Genomic DNA, 19,933 nt, shown 5'->3' on the forward strand with positions numbered 1-19,933 from the left:
AGTCTCCCGTTCTACTTTTGAGGAGGCTGACTGGAAAGCTGGACCAGCGCTTCGACCACACGCACGCGCTGCGCATCAGTCAGTTTCAGATAACGCTGCTGACCGTCTCCCGGTTTGAACGTGGTCAGTCCGTCCGGTTGAACGGTGACTGTTCCGCTTTCCGACAGATCGAAATATCCCCGATGCGGAAAGACCGCATACAGGACGCTGGTTAAATCCCAGGTCGGACGATCGTGGGGCGGAGGATTGTACAGAATGTAGGCTTCCGCCAGCGGATGATGTGGCGTGTAGTTATAATCTTCTTCGATGCTCTCATGCGGATAAGCCACATTGAGACCAATTTCAAAGCCACTCCAGACAATCGGCGTCGGCCATTCACGCGCCAACTGTTGCGCTGCCGGGATATCTTTCACAATATTATATTCACGATGATCAACCATTTTTCCTTTGCGTGGAATTTTTTCAAACGCACCCGCCATGATCGACAGTAGTTTCACTTTCTGCTTGACCAGTTCTTCACCGGTCAGAGAACTGATGTTATCCCCCGACGATTTCAGCAGGTTCGCCAGATTGGTCGAAAAGCCCACTTGCGCAATGACCACCGAATGATCTTCCGCACCCGCCAGCGCGGTTCGCAGCACCGTGACGGCATCGGGAATCTGTTTTGGATCTTTGAGATCATGCGGAAAGCGAAGCTTGCCATCGTCCTTCTTTTCCGCCAGTACATTGAACTTGCCCGGCTGAGGAGTGACGCCACTCTTGCAGATCCCAATCGGAATATCACCTTTACCATAAAACGTATTCACCGCGTCCGTGAACGAAGCCGCCAATGGATTGTCTTTAGTAATCGTCACCGCCAGCAACCTGCAATCACCGCGAGCTTCCAAAGCGTGAATCATTCCCAAAGCGAGCACGTCGTCGACATCGTTTCCAATATCCGTATCGAAGATGATCGGCACTGGTCTGTGGGGTTCTTCCGCCTGCAGATGCGACTCTGTGAACCATGCGCTCGCCGCACAGCAAATAAAAACGGGAAACATGAGCGTCTGAGTTGTTCGTTTCATCAAATTGAATCCTTTTCCCTGACTGAAAATGGTCCCACTTCATCCGATCTTTGTAATCGAAGATCTCTTGATGAGCTGGACAGGAATACGATACTGATTCTGTTTTGGCGACTGGCTACTGCGAATCTGTTCCAGCAGTAACCGGGCAGCCACCTGACCCAACTGCTTGACATCCTGCCTGACCGACGTCAACGGTGCAGCCAGGTAAGCGGCGAAAGGAAAATCATCAAAGGCGATCAACGACAGATCCTCGGGAATCGAGCGTCCGCGTTCTGCAGCCGCTCTTAATGCACCTAACGCATTCTGGTTACTGAAAGCGAACAGCGCCGTAATTTCCGGTCGCGTCGACAGCAGATGCAAGGCGGCCTGATAACCTGATGCTTCGTCAAAGTGATGACCGACAATCAGCGAAGGATCGAAGTCCAATCCATAAGACTCCAGCGACTCCTTTAAACCAGTCAACCGTTCCCGGTTGGGCAGTGTCTCGGGCATCCCCTGTAATACGCCAATCGTCCGATGACCGGCTTCGAGGAGTTCATTCATCGCCATGCTGGCACCAGACCGATGATCTGACGTCACTGTCACCAGATCCTTATTGGCAAATCCCCGGTCGATCAGCACCAGTGGCAGCTTCTGTCTGGCAAGCTGGCAGAGATGGGCTTCTTCCATTCCCACCGGACAGACCACCAGACCTTCAATCTGCCGGGCCTGCAACTGTTCGACCAGCCGCACTTCGACGGCGATGTTTTCCTGACTGTCGGTCAGCAGGACCGAATACCCGTCCGCTTCGGCTGCCAGCGTAATCTCCCGGGCAATCGCCGCAAAAAACGGGTTCGCGACATTGGGCAGCACGACGCCCAGCAACTTCGTCTGCTGTGACCTTAACGAACGGGCCAATAGGGAAGGGGAGAACTGCAGCTTTTTCGCGGCATCAAGTACTGTCTGCTCCGTCGCACTGCTGATGCGACAGGCTTCCGCTTTCCCCGACAGCGCGCGAGACGCCGTCGACACACTCACCCCGGCAGCCTCGGCGACTTCTTTCAACGTGACTGATTTGTTTGCGGACTTACCCATAAAACCCCTTTGCACAATCGATTGTGCATATTAACAGATCACAAGTGAAGATCAAGTCTGAACACATAAGTGAGCCGGATGCCCTGCTGACAATCCACAAAAAAAGCGGGACCAAATCAGATTCAGTCCCGCTCGATAAAATGAAAAATTCACGCCAGATGGTAAACCAACTCTATTTCTCACCCACACAAATCAGCTTGCCGCGGGTGCGAACGAAGATCCGGCCGTCGGCAATCGCGGGAGTGCCCAGAATGGAATCACCCATATCGTTCTTGGCGATAATTTTCTGCTCGGGGCCATCTTCCAGCACGACGATTTTGCCGTTCTCGCCGGCGACATAGATTTTTCCATCACCATAAATGGGGGAGGCGAAGTATTCGCATTCGTTCTGAATCCGCTTGGGGCCCCAGACTTTTTTCCCTTGCTCCACTTCAAAGCAGGTCGAGATTCCGCCCCCTTTGACGAGTAACATCCGATCTTCTGTCACCAGGGGGGAAACAATATGGTCGGTATGTTTGGTAGGATGCTTCCAGAGCAGATGCGACTTGGTCACATCGCCGCGGCCGCCCCCTTTGACGGCGATAATAAATTCCTGGGCGGGCTCTTCACCAAACTTGGCACCCGCTTCATTGCCGGGAGGTAGGAAAGCGATATCCAGTTCTTTGCCTTCGAGAGCACCATCTTTATTCAAGTCGCCGCGATCAAATGTCTTTTTGTAGAAGGCTTCCGGCACTTTGGTCTTGCCGACAAACGCCTGGATTTCGTCTTTCGTGACTTTCCCATCGCTGTTACCGGTCTCCCAGCGGTCAATCGAAGCCAGCCACTGATTGGCAATCCCGCCACTCTGCAGGGAAATATAAATCACCCCATTATGACTCACCGGTGTGGTCTTGATATTTCTCAGCAGGGTTTGAGCAGTCCACAGTCGCTTGCCAGTCTGGGGATCATAGCCGATCAGCTTCCCGGTTCCCGCCACGACAATCTCATCCCCTTTGTCGGTTTCGCAGATCACCGGATGAGAATAGTTCACTGCCTGGTCGCTACGATCATCCTTCCAGACGATCTTTCCTGTCTCTTTATTGAAAGCATAAAAGGCAGGCGCCAGGTCATCATCCTGACAGAATAAAACCAGGTCTTTATACAGCGTGGGAGACATCCCCGCGCCCCACTTGAATACAAAGTACGGGACAGGCAGTTCCTGTTTCCAGACATCCGCTCCCGTCTCGGCATCGACGGCCAGCATCCCCAGTGTGCTGAAGTAGAAGTAAACCCGCTCCGCATCGGCGGCAGGAGTCGTCGCAGCGAAGCTGTTGGTTTTATGAATCTCCAGCAGGTCGCCGGTGCTCCAGACACGTTCCCAGAGCTTCTTTCCGGTCTCTGCGTCAAAGGCATACAGTCCGATTTTATCCTTGCCGACCATGCCCGAAGTGAAGACGCGTCCCGCAGCCACCACCGGACAGCCAATCCCATCGCCCAGGTTTTGCGACCAGATCACATTTTTCTGATCGTCAAACTCCGCAGGCAATGGCTTTTTGCCAGCCGAAACCCCCGAGCAGTTGGGCCCCCGGAACTGAGGCCAGTCTTCTGCCTGCACAAGATCGGTCCCATTCAGGAAACTGAATACACCAGTCACAACAGCAAGTAAAACAGTCTGTTTTCGTATCCCAAGCATCAGTCAAGTCTCCTGAAATTCATAGAAGCCAATCGAATCCGCGCTGAAGTAATCCCTGGTTTGAGAACAGGGTCAGATTCCACTCTACTTAATCTTTTTTGTAATACCACCTTATCTGACGGATTTTTAACAACCTTTAAAAACATATAAAAAAACCTGCATATCATAGAGACAGGCTGTCGATCAATTGTTAAAATCGCACACTTGAACACCCCGACATCCCCGTCCGATGTGACTGCCTATAATCCAACGGCTATGGTGACACCTGCCAGACCGAAACGAGTGAAAGGAAATTTCCATGTTCTCGATTCTGAATCACCCCCAGCGAACTTCGGGAAACATGTCACGCCGCGAACTGCTGACGACCGGCGGTGCCGGGCTGTTGGGACTCTCGCTCCCGCAGATGCTCCAGGCTGAACAGCAGCAGATCGTCAATCCGTTCCAGGGAGGGAAAGCGAAATCGGTCATCTTCCTGTTTCTGTTTGGCGGCCCCAGTCAGCTGGAAACTTTCGACCTCAAACCGGAAGCCCCCAGTGAAATTCGCGGACCGTTCCAACCCATTGCCTGCCGCACTCCCGGTCTGCAGATCAGCGAACACCTGCCTCATCTGGCTGAGGTATCCGACAAGTATTCCGTCATCCGGAGTATGACCCATACATTTAACGACCACAGTGGTGGCGGCCACTATGTGCAAACCGGCAAACGCTGGCATATTCCCATCGGAGCCGGTTTCGATGCCACTCCCAAAGACTGGCCTTCCATGGGCTCGGTCGTGGAATATTTAACACAGCATTCTCCCGGTGGCCTGGAACGTGACCTGCCTAATTACTCGGTTGTTCCCAATCGACTGGGTCGTCTGCAGGCAGGGGGGCGTTATATCCGACCGGGTGAATATGCGGGCTGGCTGGGACGCGCTTACAATCCACTTTCGACTACTGTCGACAGTCGCGATTCCACCGATAACCCGTACTGGCGTGACTGCACCGATGAAGAACTCAGTTTTGAAATCGAAGGGCTGGCCCCCGAAGTTCCTCTGGAAACCATCCGCCGTCGCGTCGCGCTGCTGGAACACTTTGATGGTATGAAACGTAATTTTGACAAAGCTGATTCACAGGTTTTTGATCGTTTCCGCCAGCGGGCACTGGCTTTGCTAACGTCCAACAATACCCGCAATGCCCTGGATATTAAAGATGAACCCGAACCGCTCCGCGACCAGTATGGTCGGCATCTGTTTGGTCAATCTTGTCTCATGGCCCGACGTCTGGTGGAAGCGGGCGTGCGTTTTGTGACTGTGCACTATGACTGTGTCGATGGCTACAGCTGGGATTCACACCGCAACAGTGATGACGTCAAAAATAAACTGCTGCCCACCTTCGATCAGGGCTGTGCTGCTTTGCTGGCCGACCTCGATCAGCGGGGCATGCTTGACGACACACTTGTGATCGCGATGGGAGAAATGGGCCGCACCCCCAAACCCAACAGCAACTGGGGCCGCGGACACTGGAGCCAGCTCTTCCCGGCGTTAGTCGCGGGTGCCGGCATTCAGGGAGGTACGACTTACGGCAGCTCTGATCGACTGGCTTCCCGACCGGCCGAACATCCCGTCAGCCCCGAAGACCTGGCCGCCACGATCTACTGGGCCCTGGGCATCGATCCCGGCCTGATGCTCCCTGATGCACTGGACCGGCCGATCCCCATCATTGATGGCGGGGAACCGCTCAGGCAACTGTTTGGTTAAATCACTTCAATGCGGGGTGATGGCGAAATGCCCAGTCGGCACACAGTGTGGATCTTTTGATGATCTGAACACTCTCACTTCATTCGTTTTCTTCCTCTGACAGAGTAACAGCTCGACTCAGAATCAGACGACAATCCGGATAAATCCTTGCATTCCGGGTCCCGATCGGCTTCAATCAGTATTGTACTCCCAATCCAAACTGTACTCGTTTCTGCCGAGAAGGTTCTCCCATGCTGCGCTTCATTATCGCTGCCTGTCTCTGTTCGACATCTGTCTGTTTCGCCGATGATTCCACACCGAATTTCAAACCGCAAACGATCGACAGTACGGTCGAAATCGGTTATGGCACCGCGATTGGTGATGTTGACGGCGATGGCAAACCGGACATCCTTTTAGCAGACAAGAAAGAAATAGTCTGGTATCAGAACCCGACCTGGAAACGGCATGTGATCGCCGAAAACCTGACAGAACGGGACAACGTCTGCATCGCCGCCCGAGATATTGACGGCGACGGGAAAGTCGAAGTCGCTGTCGGCGCCCAATGGAATCCGGGGGACACTGTGAATTCGGGTGCCGTCTTCTACCTTGATCCCGCGGCTGATCGCACACAGCTCTGGAAAGCGATCCCACTTCCGAACCAGCCCGTCATCCATCGCATGCGGTGGGTCAAGCTGGGTGAAAATAATTTTGCACTCGTCGTTTCCCCTCTGCACGGCAAAGGGAACAAAAAAGGAGAGGGTGCCGGCGTCAAACTGATCGCCTATGAAAAGCCGGCCAATCCCGAAAGTGAATGGAAGCAGACGGTCATCGAAGACACGCTGCACGTCACCCACAACCTCGATCCGGCACAGTGGAATCCGCAGACACCTGCAGAAGAAATTCTCTATGCAGGTCGCGAAGGAGCCATGCTGCTTTCTTATGCTGATGGCCAGTGGAAAAAAACCAAATTCCCACTAATTGAAGGGAGTGGCGAAATCCGCATGGGGCAACTCAGCCCGACCAGTCCGTTCATCACCACCATTGAACCGCTGCACGGTGATAAGCTGGTATTGTATCAGTCAGATGACTCGCACAAGGAAATCAGCAATCGTCAATTGCTGGACGACAACATCAAAGCCGGTCACGCCATCGCAACCGCGAACCTGTTCGGCGACGCGCGACAGGAAATTGTCGCGGGCTGGCGGACCCCCAACAAAGATAATCAGGTGGGTGTCAAAGTCTATTGGACAACCGACGACGCAGGTAAAGTCTGGAAGTCGGCCTGGATCGATGAGAACGGCATGGCATGCGAAGACCTGCGACTGGGTGATTTGAACGGAGACGGGCGGATCGACATCGTCGCCGCCGGCCGCGATTCACACAACTTGAAAATCTACTGGAACCAACCCGAATAAATCTACCCTACATGGTCCTGCCACCATCGACGACCAGCAACTGACCGGTAGACAGTGTGGTGCCCAGAGCCAGGTATAATACGGTATCAGCGATATCATCGGGCTGAGCAGGGCGTGGGATCGGGAAGTCGGCCGTTCGCTCTGACAGCTCATCATCGGTCATCACCTGTTTGAGCCAGCGACTGTCAATCGGTCCCGGACAGACGGAATTCACACGAATTTCCGGCGCCAGCGCCCGCGCCAGTGATTTGGTCATCGTATTCAATCCCCCTTTACTCGCACAGTAAGCGACACTGGAACCTTGCCCGGTAATGCCCGCCGTCGAACTGACATTCACCACGGCACCAAATTCACTCTCTCGCAGCAGATGCGCCGCGGCACGAATGCAGAAGAACGGGCCTTTCAAATTCACTCCGATAATGCGGTCCCAGATCTCTTCACTAAGCGCATCCAGATCTTTGTGCTCGATGAATTCGGTGGTCCCCGCATTATTTATCAGCACATCCAGCCGCCCCCACTCTGATTCGATTTCGGTAACCATCTTTTTCACGGCTGCATCATCACTCACATCACATTGAATGAGCAGCACGCTGGCACCTTCTGCCTCCACAAGAGCTTTGGTTTCCTCAGCTTCGGCCTGACTGCGTGAATAATTCACGACGATATCAAAGCCTTCCTCCGCCAGACGCAGCGCACAGGCGCGGCCGACTCCCGTTGCAGATCCCGTGACCAGCGCGACATTGTTTTCGTTCATCTGAGGTATTCCATTTTAAGATTATTTGTGGTTTGGAAATGGGACGGGATTGATTTTCGGTAAAATCAATCGACTGCATGTGCTTCGACAAGGCCCCAGTCGACTTCGATTCCCAGCCCGGGTGAATCGGGTATCGTAATCACGGGGCCTTCGATCTTCAACGGATTTTTGACGATGGAAATCTCATGGTATTCGGGGCCCAGAATATCCCCCGGATATTGTTCAATATTCATATTCGGACACCCCACGACTGCATGGCACATCGCTGCTGAAGCAATATCCAGTTCCAGGTTCGAGCCGATGCTGCAGGGAATGCCATGTTCGGCAGCATAGGAGACAATCGCAGCCGTCTTACTGATGCCACCATTTTTCCCCGGATAGACGTTGATCACATCACACGCCTCATTGCGAATACATTCTTTGGCGTCGGCCAGATCAAAACAGATATCGTCGGCCATGATCTCCGGTTCAATCGCCCGCCTGACTTCCGCCAGTGCAGCAAAATCACCGCGGGGTGTAGGCTGTTCAAACAACGCCACATTATAATCACTCATCCGTTTCATGGCGGCGATGGCTGTTGCGGCATCCCAGCCCGAGTTGGCGTCAATGGTCAGTTCCAGATCCGGGCCCATCGTCTCGCGGACCATTTTCACGCGGGCTACATCTTCATCCGGATTGGTCCCGACTTTCACTTTAATCGTCGTGAAACCTGCTGCCACCAGTTCCTGCGTACGGCGTTGGGCTCGTTCCAGAGAATACGCGCCCATGGAAAAGCGACATTTAATCGAACGGCTGCGGACCGCTCCCCCCAGTAATTCATACACTGGCTGTGCTGCTGCTTTGCCTTTGATATCCCAGCAGGCCATCTCGAGCGCCGACTTGGCAAACCAGTTTCCCTGGGAAGTGCGATCCAGAATTTGATTGATGGTTTCAATGTCGCAGGGATCCTGCCCGATCAATAATGGCGTAAAGACGCGATCGACAATCGCCTGCGCGCCCCAGACGGTTTCACCACTCCAGCGACACAGGACCGTCGCCTCACCAGCCCCCTCGATCCCGGCATCCGTCTCAATTCGTAAGACCAGATAGTTAGAGACATCGTGTTTTCCCAACGCCGAAATCATCCGGCGTTCGGGCTTGAGAGGAATGCGAACCGGGTAAGTTTTGATCGCTGTAATTTTCATGGTGTGCCTCTTGCGTTACTACAGAATGAGCGGGAACTCAAACATCAACCGGCGCTGGTTGCGAATGGTCAGCCCCATGATACCAGAACCAGTGATAATCAGGAATCAACAGACTCTGTGAGAACGGAAAATACTCTGCACCGGGTGGTACCGGATGTAATCCGGTATTGCCGCAGGCAACAGGAGGTCGCAGCTCACACATTGTATGGTGAGAAAACGTGACTCACTCGATCTGCGATAAATCGTCGAAAATGCGAACTTCATTCGAAAGTTTCCACAGCAACCTCTTGCTCGCTCCGCTCGGCCCGAATGTACATTCGGGCCCACACACTCGTGGGAAGAATTGATTGAGAACCTCAGTTGAATTACCGGCACCATTCCGCTAAAAGCAGGGTAAGATCAAAGCCTCTTTTCCATCTAACTGAAATCAGCGAGTCTGTTGTGTCTGCTCTCACCGAACGTCTGCCTGCCACCTGCCAGTTGATTCTGGAAGGCATTGAAAACGAACTGCATACAGGAATGCAGCTTTACATTTCCCAGCGAGGTGAAATCGTTGCTGATGGTGGCGTCGGGGAAGCCCGTCCCGGAGTGTCCATGACCGCCGAAACTATCAATCTCTGGCTGTCCGCCGGTAAACCACTGACCGCGATGGCGATTGCCCGGCTCTGTGAGCAGGGACAGTTGAGGCTCGATGACCGCGTGACCCGTTTTATCCCCGAGTTCGGCATACATGGGAAAGAGTCGATCACGCTGCTGCACATTCTCAATCATACCGCCGGCTTTAGACCCGTGGATACGGGCTGGCCGGAGGTGAACTGGGAAGAATCGATTCGTCGCATCTGCGCTGCACCTCTGGAAGAGAACTGGCAGATTGGAATAACCGCCGGTTACCATGTCAGTTCCAGCTGGTTCATCCTCGGTGAAATTCTGCAACGGATCACCGGAGAACCCTATCCTCAACTGATGCGCGAACGGGTTCTGGAACCGCTGGGCATGTCAAAAAGCTGGCTGGGCATGCCTGCCGACGTTTATGAGCAGAACCAGGAGCAGATCGCGTATGTCTATCAGCGTGACAAAGGGGAGATGCAGCTGACTGACTGGCATGATGCGGAGCACTGCATCACGCCTTCACCCGGCGGAAATGCGCGGGGACCGATTCGTGAACTCGGCCGGTTTTATGAATGCCTGCTAAACCAGGGCACACCCCTGTTTGAACCACAGACAGTGGACACGATGATCGATCGTCATCGGGAAGGGGAGTTTGATCTCACACTGCAGCACAAGGTCGACTATGGTCTGGGATTCATTGTGAATTCCAACCGCTATGGCGCAGCAACCGTCCCTTATGGGTTTGGCAAGTACGCTTCTGAAGCATCCTTTGGTCACGGCGGTTCCCAGTCCTCGATCGCTTTTGCCGACCCGGAACACGAACTGGTTGTCGCCGTTGTTGCCAATGGCAGACCTGGTGAACCCCGACATCAACGCCGCGCCCGGGAGATCAACGAGGCGATCTACGAAGACCTGCACCTGGTGTGACCGCTCTCTGCTTCGATCCACTCTGTAGCGGACACTGCTCAGGGAGCCACCGCTCCAATGTATGGTTTCATACCGCCAGGCGTGCCCGCCGCTTTATGAGCAGGATTGTCGGGAGCCGGCACCAGAAATTTTTCATCCCCGGGTGCATTGGAAACAAAGTTGTTGAGATTCGCATCTCCCTGTTTCCCTTTGTTTTTGAACAGGTCGAGTTCATCCGCGGGCAGCGGCTTGGGAGCGGCACGGGAAGAATCGTTTTCTACCGCTGTCAGCGTTTTTGCCCAGAATTTCGGATCATTTTCCTGCTCCACTGTTGCCGGCGGACCTTCAATGGTCGCAAACAGATTACGTGAAATCTGAATCGCTTCACTGTTGGGATTCGGTTTTGTGGTGAAAACGATCCCTGAGTTGACGATGAAAAATGTGTTGTTCGTCAGTTTGAGATGACTGATCTCATACCCCTGGCAATCAAAACGGATTCCGGTAACAGTCTCCGAGAAGATCGATTCCTTAACCTGTGTTTCCTTGACCGCTGAGGAAAACTGCAGGCCAACCTGCATGGCCTTCAGACAACGAATGTTTGTCATCCTGATGTCACTGTTTGTATCACCCGTGAAATCCAGACCCACCGCTTGAGGATTTCCTGCTTTGAGGCTGAGGTTTTCCAGCAGAAAGGGTTCGCTTGACAGCCCCGACACATTGGTGGCAAACACCCCCGTTTTTTGAAAATCATTAATCTTCAGGTTCTTCAACCGTGTCCCCACCAGGTAGCCAGACAATTGAATCGCCACTTTTTTACCTTGCGCTTTGATCAGCAAACCATCAATCGTGAGCCCTTCAATACCCTGCAGCTGGATGACCGGTTCGGGACCATCCGGAGCCAGGATCACAGGCTTACCACTTTCTGCGACTATGGAAATTCCATTCGGATAATTCCGTTGGGAATTATCAATGACGATCCGTTCTTTCAACTCCTGGTCGGCAGTGAGCTTAAGAGTGTAATGCTTATTCTCATCACCAAAGGTTTTACTATAAACAATCTGGATATCTTTGAGTGCAGCCGCAATCGTCTTATAGGTTTCTTTCGGCCCGACTTTGATTTCTTCAGGCAGTGATTGCACTTCCACAGGTTTCTCAACAACCGGGGCTGGTTTGACAGGCGCCGGCTTGTCAGGTTCTTCTCCTGGTAAAACAAACATCACCACAATCACGATCAGCAATAAACCGATTCCACCGCCGGCGATGGCCGGGATAAACCATTTCTGACTGGTAATCGATCCACCGGCAGGAGAAGCTTCTTCAACAACTTCTGCTTCAATTTCATCCGCTTCCGCTTCCATCACGGCAGAATCGCCGGGTAAAGCTTCCGCTACGGGTACCGGTTTTCTCACAGGACGTTTGAGAACTGGTTTAGCCACAGGCTTCGCCACCGGTTTCGCGACGGGTTTGGCCACAGGTTTGGCTGTAGGAGCAGGGGCCTCCGGCTCCGCTTTCTTGAGCGTATCGGAAGCACTGCCGATCCGTGTGGAGGCAGTACTGATTTTGTCCTGCTTTAAGACAGAAGAATCATGCACATCGGAGGACGGCTTTGCAGTTGGATCCGGACGGAGGCTGCTTTTCTTTTCATTCACTCCAGGAGCGCTGGTGCTCTTTTGAATTCCGGATTCCTCTTTCAGATTCGAGAGAAACGCCGCCAGTTCAGGATTCTGTTTCTCCTGTTGCACACCTGAGCCGCTTTGTGCCAAATCGACGCTTGAGCCAACTCCACTGCTGACATTTTTGCTGCGCCATTCTTCATCTGTGTTGTCCTGCAGCCATTCATATAACGCTTCAGCCGTCTCATCCATGGTTTGATAGCGGTCTTCTCGGTCCTTCGCCATCATTTTTTCCAGAATCTGCACGACTTCCGGCGGCGTATCGGGGCGATCATCGGTAACGGGAGGCGGCGTTTTGTGCTGATGCGCCATCAACCGCTGTGTGAGAGAACCTTCGGTGAAGGGGGGATGCCCGGTTAACAGGAAGTACATGGTACACCCCAGGCTGTAGATGTCGGCGCGGGAATCAACCTGATGACTGTCGATTGCCTGTTCGGGAGCCAGATAATCTGCGGTCCCCAAAACCTTTTCGTCATGAGCAATCGTCAGAGACTTGTCTTCGCCTTCATGAAAGAAGCGGGCCAGTCCCAGGTCAAGAATTTTGACAACACCTTTGGAATCCACCAGCAGGTTACCCGGCTTGACGTCACGGTGCACCATATCCGCTTCATGGGCATGCGCCAGACCTTTCGCAGCCTGGCGGATATAGTTGACGACATCGCGAATATCCAATGGACCGTTTTTGGTAACGATTTCCTGTAAATCCTGTCCGTCCACATATTCCATAACCAGAAAATGAATTTCCGCCTCATTTTCTTTTTCATGGTCCACATCATAGGCACGTACGATATTGACGTGATCCAAGGCCGCAACCGCCTGGGCTTCTCGATGAAAGCGAGCGAGATAAGAGGCGTCATTCACCCGTTTCGAGGGGAGCACCTTGATGGCACAGCGCCGCCGCATCAGCACGTGTTCCGCCAGATAAACCGAACTCATGCCACCTTTGCCAACCAGATCCAGCAAACGGTATTTCCCGAGGAAAAAACCTTTGTGTTTGCCTTGCAGCAGTTTGTTGGCCTGCCAGCGAGTCAGTAGAGACCGCCCAACCAGTTCCTCGGCGACCTCAGCAGGTTCCCCCAGCTTCACCCCTTTTTCCTGATATTCAGAAAGAAGCTTCTTCAGCTGATCGACCGAAACCAAACCGCTTTGTTTTACCAGGTTTAAAAAAGCCTCGGCCGTTAGTTTACCTGCCATTCTTTACCAATTCGCTCAACATGTCCTGCGATGAATCTCTCTATTACGTAAGGTAATAATTACACTCTAGCATCCGTTTTAACGACTGACCAGTATTGGTTTAAGGATTCTACCGAATCCTTGGAAAGGTCGTTCCCCCCCGATCATTCACGGGCTCCATTTCAGTTTTGTATTTTTTGAACACTATTTCAGATTTGGAAGCCAAAGACTCTCTCCTGCCTGGATATTTTGATAAAACTGGTAAGACATTCAAAAAGCTCGGCAATTGACTATAATATTTGCGGTCAATATTCGATTAATAAAGTATCAACCAGGGACCGGGGACTTACTTGCAACACAAGTAATAGATGTGAGCAGGATCTTGATATGAGCACAATGACACACAAAGAAGAACTTCCACACGGATTACCTTTTCTAGGTAACTCGATGTTATTTCTAGGCTTAGGAATCCTGGCACTCTCTCTGACAGGTACGGAATGGCTGCCATTCCACATGCCCCGCTCCTGGTACCAGAGCCCTTCAATCTGGAAATTACTGGCCCTTTGCATGACAGGCGGCGGCATCGCCATCCTGAAACAGGTTTCCAGTACAGAAATGAGAGACAGGGAACGAAAACGCCAGCTTCCGCCAAAAGAGGACTGGATGCCTGAAGAACCTGGCCAACGTTTCGAAACGCTTCTTGTTTATACGAAAGAAAACTGCCCGCTCTGCGAAGAAGCAGCAGAAATTCTGGAAGACTACGCCGCCTATCTGCCTGAAATCGAATTTGTAGATATCTACAGTGATCCCGGTCTGATTGAACAGTTCGGAACCTGCGTGCCTGTCGTGGCCATAGATGGAAAAATCCGCTTTCGAGGCCGGATCAATGAGGTTCTGCTGCGGCGTTTGATCGTGGCTTCTCCCGTGACGATAGCCCCTGCCGCCTCATCAGGTTGTGGCTGTAACAAGCAGAGTTGCGGCTGTAAACGCCAGAAATCCAGCATTGATTCCAACAGCGAATCGACCAGCCAATCGGCTGGATGTGGTGGTCAGTGCAAGTGTGCCTGACCGCAATTTGAACAGATTCCATGGGAAAAACGGTGCACTGCCTGTAAAAACGGTTTATCGGTTGTTGTGATTCAACCATAAATGAGATAAATTACATCCAGCAGGCACGATTCCCGACACGAATTCGACTTCCCGTGTCTGAATTTTATTTTCACGAAAGCTTTAGGCATAAGACCATGTCGTCTGAAATCTCTTTGAAGAATTCAAAAATACTCATCGCAGATGACAATCATCAGAACTGCGAACTGCTGGACGCGTATCTGCTGGACGAAGGCTATGAAACTTTTATGGCCTACGATGGGAAAGAGACACTGGAAAAGGTCGCTGAAATTGACCCTGATCTGATCCTGCTGGACATTATGATGCCGAAACTGAGTGGATACGAAGTGTGTGCCCAGCTCAAACAGAGTGATGAAACAAAAGACATTCCGATCCTCGTGATCACCGCACTGAATGAAATGGGCGATATCGAGAAGTCGGTTCAGGCCGGCTGCGATGACTTTTTGACCAAGCCCGTCAATCGAATCGAATTAACGACCCGCGTCCGCTCTCTGTTACGTGTCAGACACCTGACACATGAGCGCGATCGTCTGCTGGCTTATCTCGCTGAAGTAGAAGGCACGACCCGCTCTACTTCCAGCGAGTCATAAATACAGTGGCAAGCCACTTTCCCTAGGGAAAGATTTGCGGTCTGCTCCAACTTCTAAATTCTGCTCAGTCCCGGCGACGTCTGCCTCTGAGTCTCGCTGTACTTGTTTGCCGGACACTGACGATCCTGCGACCCTTTGATTAGAAAACTCTCATGAGTGATTCAGAACCCTCGGTCTCCGAAGACCAAGTCGCCACCGATACCAGACCAACTCCACGCGTCATACTGAAACCGCGACGCGCGCTTCCCTTTTTCGGACGACATCCCTGGGTATTTGCCGGCGCGATCTCCCGCATCGAGGGCAATCCGAATACCGGTCAAGAAGTGATCCTGCTCTCCGACAAAGGTGAATTTATCGCCCACGGGCTGTTCAACCCCAACAGTAACATTCGCGTCCGCCTGTATTCCTGGGATGAGTCGGCAGTCCTTGACGACGCGTTCTGGACCAACCGGCTTCAGCAGGCAGTGGCGTTACGGGAACAGGTCGGGCTGTTGGAGAACTTTGAGACTTCCGGTTGCCGAGTAGTCTTCAGTGAAGCCGATCAGCTTTCAGGACTGACAATTGACCGTTACGGCGCCTGGTTCCTGGTCCAGTTTTCCAGCCTGGCGCTCTCGCAGAAACAGGACCTGATTATTCGCTTCCTCAAAGAGCGTTTTCCTGCCAGGGGGATCTGGTTGAGAACCGAAAAAGGGATGCGGGAAGCCGAAGGACTGGAAATTTCCGATCAGCTCCTGGATGGCGAAGAACCGCCGGCTCATTTCTTCCTGGAGGAAAACGGGATTCGTTACGGCATGAGCATGGTCACCGGTCAGAAAACCGGCTTTTACCTGGATCAGCGGGAAAACCGTCTCGCCGCGGCCCGCTATCTTAAGAATCACCGAACGCTGGAACTGCATTGTTATACCGGCGCTTTTGCTCTGAATGCTGTCATCCACGGACAGGCACAATCTGTATTGTCTTACGACTCTTCACAGTCTGCCATCGATCAGGCCACCGCGAACGCCGAGCTCAACGGGATTGGGAGTCGCATTCGCTTTCAGACTGGCAAAGCTTATGCAGTCCTGGAACAGTTTAAAGCAGAAGGGGAACAGTTCGATTCGATCATTCTCGATCCCCCCAAAATGGCCCGACACCGCAGTGGGGTCAAGCAGGCATTGAAAGGTTATTTCAGTCTCAATCGTCTGGCATTTGATGTATTGAAACCGGGTGGCATCCTGATTACCTGCAGTTGCTCCGGTTTGATCAGCCAGGTGGAGTTTCAGCAGATGCTCGCATCGGTTTCACAACACACCGGGCGGCACATGCAGGTCCTGGAACAACGCAGCCAGCCAGCCGACCACCCCGTCTCTCCCAGTTGCCCCGAAAATCAATACTTAAAATGTTTTATCTGCCGTGTTCTGTAAGTACGCTCTCATCTGAGTACGACATCACAACACAGCCACTGTCTTGAAAATTGAAACAACATGTCGCGTAAGTCGAAAAAAAAACAACGTCAAAAAAGACAGGCACCTCCGCCGGAACAGCTGCTGTTGGATTATCTGCCTGCGGACTGGAGCTCTACACAGACGCTCTGCTTTCAGTCCAATCTGTATCCACTCACGACTGCGATGATGAAGCGTGTCTCAGAAACAGATCGGATCGACTGTTTCAGCTACGATAAAACGATTGCACAGCGGATCCAGCATAAATGCAGTCTCCTGCAGGAAGAGCAGGAACAAACGCCCGTTTGGAATACTTTCTGCAACAGCGAATTTCCCACAGGCGATTATGAGGCCGTGCTGCTGCCACTCTCAGAACAGTTTTCCGATGAACTGGCGCGCGAACTGACACTTTCTGCGGCGTACGCGCTGCAGACGGGCGGTACGCTGACGATCGCTTCTTCACGCACCAAAGATTATGAATATCATAAATTTCTGCAGACACTGTTCGACAAAGTCACACGTATTGTCTCTGATGCCGGCATCATCTACCAGGGCAAGCGACAGCAGACACTGCCTGAGAAAAAATGTCTACAGGACGAGTCTGCCATGCGTGAAGGCGGGCAACTGCTTTACGCCTACACACAGCCGGGTGTCTTCAGTCACCGTCGACCGAACCAGAGTGCCCGCGCGCTAATCAACCTGATGGAACTCTCTGACGAATCCTCCATCCTCAATCTGGAGTGTGGTTCCGGGATTGTCTCGTTTGTGGCAGCGACCCGCTGTCCTGGTGCTCAGATTCATGCCATCGACGGCAATGCCCGGGCGGTCAAATGCACAGAGCAGGGGATCAAGAAGAATCAACTCTCGAATGTATCAGTGAAATTAGCTGCGATTGACGAAGGCATCATGCCTGAGAGCTATGATTACCTGTTGACCAATAAATCTTATTTTAACAGCGAAGAGCAGGGCGAAGCCTTTCTGCAAATGTGCCTGCGGGCATTGAAGCCAGGGGGACTGCTGCAGTTCTCTACCAAACAGTATCAATGGTATGCGCATCGACTGCTCGACCTGTTCACTGATGTCGCCATCGATGGGGCCGTTCACCATTTCATGCTCACTGCCAGAAAACCGGAATAAGATCTTCTCCGCTGGCTGTACAGCCCCCATTTCTTCCGATATTGCGCACGCCTTCATACACAACAGGGCGCATTTCTTATCGTGCATTCTGTCTGAAAAATCACCTGTAGACAGATATATCACTCCCGATTTTATGAGTCAGATTCTGTTTTTTTCTGATCTTTTCCCAAGAAATCCTCGTTGACAACGAAGAACGGATGTGAAAATATCATTTAATAACGCTAAAACAACTCTTGATGGAGCTGAAACCAGACCGTCTGGACTGTGAAACAGATTGCTCTTTTCAGAAGGAGGCTGATATGTCATTATTCCTGTCAATTGCGGTCCTCGCAGCGACACCACAGGATACCCAAAGGAATGAACAGCCAGTCGAGGCTGCAATACCACTGATGACTTCAAATTTTTCTACTTTCGACCAGCTGGCCGATTCCCTTACTTCTCGAGTGCAAACGGGAACCCTGCTGTTCAGTAAAGGCGATTGCCTTGCCGTTCGAATTTATACACAAAGCGCTTACACCCATGTCGCCATGATCGTGATGCGAAATGGCGAACCCCTGGTCTACGACAGTATGAACGGGGTTGGTGCCCGCTGCCTGACGTTGAAAAACTATCTGAATACGCAACGACCGGCAACCATACACGTGTTTCAACCCAATGCCGCGTTTAATCCAACGATGACTGCGCGATACGAACGCTACCTGGATCAGAAGCTGGGAACTCCCTACTCAATCCGGCATCATCTCACTGGCGCGCGCGCCCGAGGGATTCACTGCGCTGAATATGCTATTGATGCACTCTCAGCCTGCCATCTAATGAAGGCCCAGTCACCGGCGAAAGTTTCTCCTGCTTCTCTGGTCACGGGCATTGTTCAGGCAGATCGCTATTCGCCCTCGATCATCTTTGAACTGGAACGACCTCCGCTTGTGGCAGAAAAGCCTCGCAACTGGTGCCATCAACTCTGGATGGATACAAAGAACTGCACTTCTGCCTGCTGCGTCAAACTGCGTGGCTGGGTTCTCTGCCAGTAAACTGCAGTCATCTGCCCGGTTTATTTTTACACAGATCTTCTGTGAAATCCGGGAAAGATCAGCAAACACTGCTTGAAACTGCGCAACCGGTCAGCGAGAATCTGAGAAAGAATTCTTCGTAAGTGTGACCTGTTTCGTATTTGAAAGCGCCACAATGATCAAGACCTTTCAGGACCGACAAACAAAAACTCAGCATGCGATTTTAAATCGTTCGGCATTCGGACTACTGTTACTCATATTCGGTACACCCACGGCGGTCTTCTCTCAGGAAAAGACTGGCGAACCTCAAACGGTTTCCATTCAGCGTGAGTCAATCACACTCAGACATCCGCGGGATTACTATGTTCCCCTCAATCTGAAACCACTGCGTTCTCTGTCCATTGCCGCGCCCATTGATGGCATCATACACACCGTCGAAGTCAAACCCGGAGACAAGCCGACCGCCAAAACAGTAGTGGTCCGAATGGATTCTTCGATTCCCCAGGCAGAGCTGGATCGGGCAGAAGCTGCTTTGGAAGTGGCCCGTGAGGAACAGAAAAATGCCACGGGCAAAGCGGCGGCTATCGCAAAAGCAAACGTGGCGCTGGCGGAAGCAGATTTGAAGCTCGCCGGTATTCGCATGGAACAGACGATTATTCGCGCACCATTCGAAGGAGAAATCTTCCGAATCCTTGCTGCTCCCGGCGCATTCGTCAGAGCAGGGGAGCCCCTGGTCGAACTGGGGGATACCTCAAAACTGCAAGTAGAAGTCCCCCTCTCGCGCGAACAGGCCCAGAAGGGGGCCAGCATCAGTCTGAATGTGGAGGAACAGGCCACCCAGGCGACCGTGGATCAGGTTCTGCCATTAGCACCACAGTTCGAGAAACTCCGTGATCTGGCAAAGTCCATCACATCTGTCGTCGTGATTCTGGATAACAAAAACGCCCAATTCAAACCAGGACAGTCCGTCAGCGTGGAGTTAATCCCACGTTATCCGATTGCTGAAGTCCCCACGGTCTCCGTCTCAAATACGCCGGAAGGGGTGCGAAAAATTCAAATTGTGCGTGAAAATGTGATCAGAGACCTCACACCCCAGATCCTGGGACAAATTGGCCCGGAACGTCTGTATGTTTCTGCTCCCTTTAATAAGGAGGATGAAATCATCGTCAGCACATCACAACCACTGACAGACGGAACACAGGTACAACCCCGGCTGACCGTGGGAAAATCACAAACTGCACCATCTGCCACCCCAGGCAGTCAGCCCGCAAAACCACCTGAAAAAAAGGTCAGCTTTTAGAATCCATTGTTTCGCTGGGTAATACAGCTCGTTACACTATATTATGCGATGCCAAGTCCTGTCCGATTCCATTGATTCACAGGCCCAATTTCAGATTCCTCACAGAAAT

At 52.2% G+C, this 19,933-nt stretch carries 15 protein-coding genes; 9 read left to right on the forward strand and 6 right to left on the reverse strand.

Going from position 1 to position 19,933, the window contains the following annotated elements; genetic code table 11:
• Positions 1-11: 11 nt before the first annotated feature.
• The 3 genes from Pan161_RS06205 to Pan161_RS06215 all read right to left on the reverse strand — a co-directional run bounded on the left by Pan161_RS06205 (position 12) and on the right by Pan161_RS06215 (position 3,810).
• Entirely contained in the window at positions 12-1,067 is a 1,056-nt protein-coding gene (locus tag Pan161_RS06205) for a nucleoside hydrolase (protein ID WP_390620731.1), read from the reverse strand.
• A gap of 36 nt (positions 1,068-1,103) precedes the next feature.
• Positions 1,104-2,138, reverse strand: coding sequence for a LacI family DNA-binding transcriptional regulator (locus Pan161_RS06210; protein WP_145225074.1), 1,035 nt, complete (start codon positions 2,136-2,138; stop codon positions 1,104-1,106).
• Between the two features lie 172 nt (positions 2,139-2,310).
• On the reverse strand, positions 2,311-3,810 hold the full coding sequence (locus Pan161_RS06215) for an outer membrane protein assembly factor BamB family protein (RefSeq protein ID WP_145225076.1): 1,500 nt from the start codon (positions 3,808-3,810) through the stop codon (positions 2,311-2,313).
• Positions 3,811-4,108: 298 nt separating this feature from the next.
• Between Pan161_RS06215 and Pan161_RS06220 the strand changes: the two genes are divergently transcribed.
• Both Pan161_RS06220 and Pan161_RS06225 read left to right on the forward strand, forming a co-directional pair.
• Positions 4,109-5,548, forward strand: a complete 1,440-nt coding sequence (locus tag Pan161_RS06220) for a DUF1501 domain-containing protein (RefSeq protein ID WP_145225078.1) — start codon at positions 4,109-4,111, stop codon at positions 5,546-5,548.
• A gap of 230 nt (positions 5,549-5,778) precedes the next feature.
• Positions 5,779-6,942: an FG-GAP-like repeat-containing protein gene (locus tag Pan161_RS06225; RefSeq protein ID WP_145225080.1), complete on the forward strand. Its 1,164-nt coding sequence runs from the start codon at positions 5,779-5,781 to the stop codon at positions 6,940-6,942.
• Between the two features lie 7 nt (positions 6,943-6,949).
• Here Pan161_RS06225 and Pan161_RS06230 read toward each other — a convergent pair whose 3' ends face one another.
• Entirely contained in the window at positions 6,950-7,696 is a 747-nt protein-coding gene (locus Pan161_RS06230; RefSeq protein WP_145225082.1) for an SDR family NAD(P)-dependent oxidoreductase, read from the reverse strand.
• Positions 7,697-7,761: 65 nt separating this feature from the next.
• On the reverse strand, positions 7,762-8,880 hold the full coding sequence (locus Pan161_RS06235) for a mandelate racemase/muconate lactonizing enzyme family protein (RefSeq protein ID WP_145225083.1): 1,119 nt from the start codon (positions 8,878-8,880) through the stop codon (positions 7,762-7,764).
• 441 nt (positions 8,881-9,321) lie between these two features.
• Between Pan161_RS06235 and Pan161_RS06240 the strand changes: the two genes are divergently transcribed.
• The gene (locus Pan161_RS06240; protein ID WP_145225085.1) at positions 9,322-10,416 is read left to right on the forward strand and encodes a serine hydrolase domain-containing protein; all 1,095 of its coding nucleotides are present in this window, start codon (positions 9,322-9,324) and stop codon (positions 10,414-10,416) included.
• Between the two features lie 38 nt (positions 10,417-10,454).
• Here the strand turns inward: Pan161_RS06240 and Pan161_RS06245 are convergent, their stop codons facing one another.
• Positions 10,455-13,262 carry a serine/threonine protein kinase gene (locus Pan161_RS06245; protein WP_145225087.1) on the reverse strand — a complete coding sequence of 936 codons (2,808 nt, stop codon included), beginning with the start codon at positions 13,260-13,262 and terminating at the stop codon, positions 10,455-10,457.
• Between the two features lie 366 nt (positions 13,263-13,628).
• Between Pan161_RS06245 and Pan161_RS06250 the strand changes: the two genes are divergently transcribed.
• From Pan161_RS06250 to Pan161_RS06275, 6 genes are all read left to right on the forward strand, one after another.
• Positions 13,629-14,309, forward strand: coding sequence for a glutaredoxin family protein (locus Pan161_RS06250; protein WP_145225089.1), 681 nt, complete (start codon positions 13,629-13,631; stop codon positions 14,307-14,309).
• 176 nt (positions 14,310-14,485) lie between these two features.
• Positions 14,486-14,959 carry a response regulator gene (locus tag Pan161_RS06255; RefSeq protein WP_002648646.1) on the forward strand — a complete coding sequence of 158 codons (474 nt, stop codon included), beginning with the start codon at positions 14,486-14,488 and terminating at the stop codon, positions 14,957-14,959.
• Positions 14,960-15,111: 152 nt separating this feature from the next.
• Positions 15,112-16,362 (forward strand): class I SAM-dependent rRNA methyltransferase, encoded by a 1,251-nt coding sequence (locus Pan161_RS06260; protein ID WP_145225091.1) that lies wholly within the window; start codon positions 15,112-15,114, stop codon positions 16,360-16,362.
• Positions 16,363-16,422: 60 nt separating this feature from the next.
• Positions 16,423-17,517 carry a methyltransferase gene (locus tag Pan161_RS06265; protein ID WP_145225093.1) on the forward strand — a complete coding sequence of 365 codons (1,095 nt, stop codon included), beginning with the start codon at positions 16,423-16,425 and terminating at the stop codon, positions 17,515-17,517.
• Positions 17,518-17,816: 299 nt separating this feature from the next.
• Positions 17,817-18,545 (forward strand): YiiX/YebB-like N1pC/P60 family cysteine hydrolase, encoded by a 729-nt coding sequence (locus Pan161_RS06270; RefSeq protein ID WP_197995723.1) that lies wholly within the window; start codon positions 17,817-17,819, stop codon positions 18,543-18,545.
• A 154-nt stretch (positions 18,546-18,699) separates the two neighbouring features.
• Positions 18,700-19,824, forward strand: a complete 1,125-nt coding sequence (locus tag Pan161_RS06275) for an efflux RND transporter periplasmic adaptor subunit (protein ID WP_145225098.1) — start codon at positions 18,700-18,702, stop codon at positions 19,822-19,824.
• Positions 19,825-19,933: the final 109 nt, after the last annotated feature.

The sequence above is a fragment of the Gimesia algae genome, from assembly GCF_007746795.1.
In the GTDB taxonomy this organism is placed as follows: Bacteria; Planctomycetota; Planctomycetia; order Planctomycetales; family Planctomycetaceae; genus Gimesia; species Gimesia algae.

What these genes read in the sequence shown, in the direction of transcription:
- Pan161_RS06250 (WP_145225089.1), top strand. Translation starts at nt 13,629, where the DNA reads ATGAGCACAATGACACACAAAGAAGAACTTCCACACGGATTACCTTTT.
- Pan161_RS06215 (WP_145225076.1), bottom strand. Translation starts at nt 3,810, where the DNA reads ATGCTTGGGATACGAAAACAGACTGTTTTACTTGCTGTTGTGACTGGT.
- Pan161_RS06235 (WP_145225083.1), bottom strand. Translation starts at nt 8,880, where the DNA reads ATGAAAATTACAGCGATCAAAACTTACCCGGTTCGCATTCCTCTCAAG.
- Pan161_RS06245 (WP_145225087.1), bottom strand. Translation starts at nt 13,262, where the DNA reads ATGGCAGGTAAACTAACGGCCGAGGCTTTTTTAAACCTGGTAAAACAA.
- Pan161_RS06265 (WP_145225093.1), top strand. Translation starts at nt 16,423, where the DNA reads ATGTCGCGTAAGTCGAAAAAAAAACAACGTCAAAAAAGACAGGCACCT.
- Pan161_RS06275 (WP_145225098.1), top strand. Translation starts at nt 18,700, where the DNA reads ATGATCAAGACCTTTCAGGACCGACAAACAAAAACTCAGCATGCGATT.
- Pan161_RS06270 (WP_197995723.1), top strand. Translation starts at nt 17,817, where the DNA reads ATGTCATTATTCCTGTCAATTGCGGTCCTCGCAGCGACACCACAGGAT.
- Pan161_RS06210 (WP_145225074.1), bottom strand. Translation starts at nt 2,138, where the DNA reads ATGGGTAAGTCCGCAAACAAATCAGTCACGTTGAAAGAAGTCGCCGAG.
- Pan161_RS06230 (WP_145225082.1), bottom strand. Translation starts at nt 7,696, where the DNA reads ATGAACGAAAACAATGTCGCGCTGGTCACGGGATCTGCAACGGGAGTC.
- Pan161_RS06255 (WP_002648646.1), top strand. Translation starts at nt 14,486, where the DNA reads ATGTCGTCTGAAATCTCTTTGAAGAATTCAAAAATACTCATCGCAGAT.
- Pan161_RS06260 (WP_145225091.1), top strand. Translation starts at nt 15,112, where the DNA reads ATGAGTGATTCAGAACCCTCGGTCTCCGAAGACCAAGTCGCCACCGAT.
- Pan161_RS06220 (WP_145225078.1), top strand. Translation starts at nt 4,109, where the DNA reads ATGTTCTCGATTCTGAATCACCCCCAGCGAACTTCGGGAAACATGTCA.
- Pan161_RS06225 (WP_145225080.1), top strand. Translation starts at nt 5,779, where the DNA reads ATGCTGCGCTTCATTATCGCTGCCTGTCTCTGTTCGACATCTGTCTGT.